Annotated in this window: 3 protein-coding genes; 2 read left to right on the forward strand and 1 reads right to left on the reverse strand. The window is 28.1% G+C overall.

Going from position 1 to position 3977, the window contains the following annotated elements:
- Nucleotides 1–438 precede the first annotated feature (438 nt).
- Both dapA and dapB read left to right on the forward strand, forming a co-directional pair.
- The gene (gene dapA / locus Q0F58_RS17740) at nucleotides 439–1317 is read left to right on the forward strand and encodes a 4-hydroxy-tetrahydrodipicolinate synthase (protein WP_294379187.1); all 879 of its coding nucleotides are present in this window, start codon (nucleotides 439–441) and stop codon (nucleotides 1315–1317) included.
- An 11-nt stretch (nucleotides 1318–1328) separates the two neighbouring features.
- Complete coding sequence (dapB, locus tag Q0F58_RS17745; protein WP_294379188.1) at nucleotides 1329–2087, forward strand: 4-hydroxy-tetrahydrodipicolinate reductase; 759 nt, start codon at nucleotides 1329–1331, stop codon at nucleotides 2085–2087.
- Nucleotides 2088–2374: 287 nt separating this feature from the next.
- Here dapB and Q0F58_RS17750 read toward each other — a convergent pair whose 3' ends face one another.
- Entirely contained in the window at nucleotides 2375–3733 is a 1359-nt protein-coding gene (locus Q0F58_RS17750; protein ID WP_294379189.1) for a sucrose-specific PTS transporter subunit IIBC, read from the reverse strand.
- Nucleotides 3734–3977: the final 244 nt, after the last annotated feature.

The raw sequence follows: 3977 nt of genomic DNA on the forward strand, positions 1-3977 counted from the left end.
TTCATATTCTTGTTTTTATAATTCGTAAATCAGCCACAATATGAATTAATATTTAATTTTCAACTTATCACTTTTTAATACTTGATATTTATTCAATATTTAACTATAGTATTTGTATATACATATAGATACAAAATTAGATATAATAGCCTTAGAAAAAATTTTTAATTTAAAATTCCTCATTTATTCAAAGCAATTACTGTTATATAACAGTATCTCTAGACGATTTAATTTAAAATAGGTTATACTAAATATGAAAAATGTCTTTACTAAAATAATATAATTATCTTTGATTACAATTTAAATTTATTCAGAAACTCTGAGAATTTAAATGTATATTATAATATTAACTAATATAATTAAGTGTATTTTTGCTTTTTTATTAAAGATTCTTAATTATAAAAATATAATTTTAGTAATCAAATTGGAGGAATTGTAATGTCAATATTTGAAGGTTCTGGTGTTGCTATTATTACACCTTTTAATAATGAAGGAATTAATTTTGAAAAACTTAAATATTTATTAGAATGGCATATTAAAAAAGGTACTGATGCTATAATAATTTGTGGAACAACTGGTGAAGCTACTACTATGACAGAAAAGGAAAAAAAAGACACAATAAAATTTACTGTTGATGTTATTAATAAAAGAATACCTGTCATTGCTGGAACTGGATCCAACAATACATCTTCTGCTATTTCTATGAGTAAATATGCAGAAAGTGTAGGTGTTGATGGAATTCTTGTTATAACACCATATTACAATAAAACAACTCAAAAAGGTCTTATAAAACATTTTAAAGCCATTAATGATGAAGTAAATATTCCAATAATACTTTACAATGTTCCATCTAGAACCGGTGTAAATATAAAACCAGAAACTTTACTGAAGCTTACAGAACTCAATAATGTAAAAGCTATAAAAGAAGCAAGTGGAGATATAAGCCAGATTATAAAAATGAAAGAATTATGCAGAGATAAAATAGATATATACTCTGGCAATGATGATCAGATTATTCCTATAATGTCTCTTGGCGGAAAAGGTGTTATATCTGTTCTTGCAAACATCATTCCTGATAAAGTTCATGAAATGGTGCAAAAATGTCTTATTAATGATTATAAAGATGCTTTAGATATTCAGCTTAACACTTTATCTTTGGCAAATTCTTTATTTATAGAAACAAATCCTATTCCTGTTAAAACAGCTATGAATTTAATGGGATTAGAAGTGGGACATTTAAGACTTCCTCTTTGTGAAATGGAACCTCACAATGAAGATATTTTAAAAACTGCTTTAAAGGATAATAAATTAATGTAAGGTGAGATAGTATGATAAAAGTAGTATTAAACGGATGCTGTGGTAAAATGGGAAAAATGATTACTGACTGCAGCAAAAATTTCAAAGATTTAGAGATCGTTGGAGGAATTGACAAATTCCCATGTGAAACTTCATATCCCGTATTTAAAAATGTTGAAGAATTAAATATTGAATATGATGTATTATTAGATTTTTCAAGAGCTGATGCTTTAAATAGCCTTATAGAATTAACTGAAAAAACTAAAAAACCACTTGTTATCTGTTCAACAGGTTTTTCACAGGAACAATTAGATTTAATAAATGAAAAAAGCAAAACACTTCCTTTATTTAGATCTGCTAATATGTCATTAGGAATTAATTTAATAAATTCCTTATTGAAAAAAGTTGCTCCTCTTCTTTATGGAAATTATGATATTGAAATTATTGAAAAACATCATAATCAAAAAGTAGATGCTCCAAGTGGTACTGCCCTTTTACTTGCAGATACAATTAAGGACTCATTAAAAGATGAAACAAAATATGTTTATGGAAGAGAAGGCCATGCCAAAAGAGAGGAAAATGAAATCGGTATTCATGCAATAAGAGGAGGCTCTATTGTTGGTGATCATGATGTCATCTTTGCGGGAACTGGTGAAGTAATTGAATTTACTCATAAAGCAATATCGAGAGAAGTATTTGCTGTAGGTGCATTAAAAGCATGTCAATTTATGGCTGGTGTAAACACTCCAGGATTATATAATATGGACAATGTTATAGGACTTAACGATTAATCTATATTAATATAAAAACTGCTGCATAAAATTTTGTATTTTGATTTTTGTAGAAATCATTTAGTTCCTTAAAATCATATACAATTTATTAATGCAGCAGTTTTATTATTAGCTGAAAAATATTTTAATTATTCTTAATTTTTTAATTTACATTATTAATAATATGATGTAATATTAAGCATTTACATCTAAAATTTATTTGATATATTAAAGAGATCTTGTAGAGATTTCATCCTTCGTTGTAAATTGTTAATTACAACATTATATATTAACTTTCATTTATTAAATTACTCTTGTGGCTTAAAAAAGAAGAAAGTCAAACAAAAAGCTACTGCTATAGCTGCTGCATTTATTATTAAATACCCACCTATATTATTCATATATAACAATATTCCTGGAATAGCTGTTATTCCCATTCCTGTTCCTGCCATATTCAATATTCCTGCAAGCATACCACCTGTTGCCCCTCCTATACATCCAAATACAAATGGTTTTATAAATCTTAAATTTATACCAAATATAGCTGGTTCAGTAATTCCTAAAAATGCTGGAACTGCTGACGAAATATATAGTGAACGTTTCTTTTTATCTTTAGTTTTTAATGCTACAGCAACTGCTGATGCCCCTTGGGCTACTATACCACATGTTATTATTGCATTAAAAGGATTTACACCATTTGAAGCCAACAATTCAACTTCTAAAGCATTTAGAGCATGATGAACACCAGTAACAACTATAATTTGATGAATGCCTCCAATAATAGCTCCACCAATACCAAATGGAAGAAGCATAAATGATTCAATTGCTCCAAATATTGCCTGTTCTGCTGTATGCATTATTGGTCCAACAATTAAAAGTCCTAAGATCATTGAAATAAGTAATGTTAAAAAAGGTGTAACAATTAAATCAATCACATCTGGTATTACTTTCTTTAAAGCTTTTTGTATCTGCGCTGCAATTATTCCAAGAACTAATGCTGGTAAAACAGATCCCTGATATCCTACAACAGGAATTGATAAACCTAATATTGAAAGATATATTGGATTTTCAGCCCCTGAAGCTACATTATATGCATTAGGAAGACTTGGAGAAACAAGCATTAATCCTATAACAATACCAATAACAGGTGTACCTCCAAACTTCTTCATAGTAGACCATGCAACTAATGCTGGTAAAAATGCAAATGCTGTATCTGTTAATACTTCAGTAAATAAATAGAAATTAGTACCTGATTGCAATAAATTTAAATTTGTCAAAAGTCCTCTCAATCCCATAAATAACCCTGTGGCCACTAATACAGGTATAATTGGGACAAACACATCTCCTAATGTTCTTGATATTTTTTGCATCAAAGACATATTTGCATATGCATCTTCTTTAACACTGCTTCCTGCTAAATCTTTAGATTCACTCACTATTACTCCATACACCTTATCTACAAACCCAGTTCCCAATATTATCTGATACTGAGCAGCTGCAAAAAACTGTCCTTTAACTCCATCTATATTCTCTATGGCTTTTTCATTTATCTTGCTTTTATCATTTGGTATAATTCTCAATCTTGTAGCACAATGTTCAATTGATTTTATATTTTCTCTGCCTCCAACATACTTTAAAATCTCTTCTGCTACTATCTTTTCTTTCATAAAGTTTCCCCCTTATCACTTATGTAATCGTTTCTATAAGATATATGATACCAGTTCCACAAAAATATGTCAATACATTTTGTAAACTTTACCTTTTATGTTCTATAATACATAGCTACAACTGTTAAATTATTGTCAAAACATATTCAAATATGATATCAGTTCCATTTTAAGCGTTTAAAAATATATTTTATTAAGAGAACAAGTATATATGTTTTTAACTCTGATTACACTATATAAACAT

Source organism: uncultured Clostridium sp., from assembly GCF_934754915.1.
Taxonomy (GTDB): Bacteria; Bacillota; Clostridia; order Clostridiales; family Clostridiaceae; genus Clostridium.

What these genes read in the sequence shown, in the direction of transcription:
- dapA (WP_294379187.1), top strand. Translation starts at nt 439, where the DNA reads ATGTCAATATTTGAAGGTTCTGGTGTTGCTATTATTACACCTTTTAAT.
- dapB (WP_294379188.1), top strand. Translation starts at nt 1,329, where the DNA reads ATGATAAAAGTAGTATTAAACGGATGCTGTGGTAAAATGGGAAAAATG.
- Q0F58_RS17750 (WP_294379189.1), bottom strand. Translation starts at nt 3,733, where the DNA reads ATGAAAGAAAAGATAGTAGCAGAAGAGATTTTAAAGTATGTTGGAGGC.